This window comes from Bradyrhizobium sp. PRIMUS42 (assembly GCF_023006515.1).
GTDB lineage: Bacteria > Pseudomonadota > Alphaproteobacteria > Rhizobiales > Xanthobacteraceae > Bradyrhizobium.
Genome location: NZ_JALBGZ010001286.1, coordinates 1 through 935 on the forward strand (window position 1 = coordinate 1; position 935 = coordinate 935).

At 65.1% G+C, this 935-nt stretch carries 1 protein-coding gene and 1 pseudogene; both read left to right on the top strand.

Going from position 1 to position 935, the window contains the following annotated elements:
- Positions 1-260 (top strand): annotated as a pseudogene (locus tag MOV75_RS39745) (TetR/AcrR family transcriptional regulator); the annotation flags it as partial.
- 117 nt (positions 261-377) lie between these two features.
- Positions 378-935 (top strand): pyridoxal kinase (pdxY, locus tag MOV75_RS39750; protein WP_247008313.1); only part of this gene is annotated, 558 nt, incomplete at its 3' end.

Below are 935 nucleotides of genomic sequence, written 5' to 3' on the forward strand. Positions count from 1 at the left end.
CACCGCTCTATCGCGACGCGCCCGAGGCGCACGACGCGCGTGCGGCCGGTGAGGGGATCATCGCGGCGTTCATGCGGGAAGCGCTGCCGAAAGCCTCTGACGCGACACGCGCGCTCGCCGGCGAGCTCATCAAGGCGACGTTGAGCGAGGTCGGCAAGAATTTTTCTGAAGAGACGCGGAGCGAGGCGGAGATCGCGGCCTATGCCGATGCCATGGCCGATATGTTCTGCGCCTATCTTGCGAGGCTCGCAAGGCGCTGAGGCATTACTGACGTCATCTTTTGCGGGGCCGATAATTTTTCAGATTTCGCCGGATGCCATCCGGGCTACGATTGCCGTGCTTGCGTCGTTCGACAATAGACCCTACGGACCTCTTTCATGCTCGTCATCTCCATTCAAAGCCAGGTGGTCCACGGCCATGTCGGCAACAGCGCGGCCGCCTATGCCATGCAGGCGGAGGGCGTGAACGTTGCGGCTGTACCGACGACGCTGCTGTCCAACCATCCGCGCTATCCGAGCCTGCGCGGGCGGGTGCTGGAGACCGAGCTCGTCGCCGATCTCCTGAAGGGCGTGGAAGAGCGCGGCCTCGTCGACGAGGCGGCCGTGCTCCTGACCGGCTATCTCGGCTCGCCGGGCAATGCCGCCGTGATTGCCGATTTCGTCGAGCGGGCTCTGACGCGGAATGCGAAGCTCGTCTATCTCTGCGATCCCGTGATCGGCGATGACGGCCGCGTCTATGTCGCCGACGGCATTTTGGACGTAGTCCGGCACCGGCTGCTGCCGGCAGCAAACCTCACGACGCCCAACCAGTTCGAGCTCGAGTTGCTCTCAGGCCTCACGATCGCAGATGCGCAGGGCCTGCTGGCCGCGTGTGCGGCGCTGGCGGCGACCGGCCGCATCGACGTCGTCGCCACCGGCTGCACGCTCACCGATACG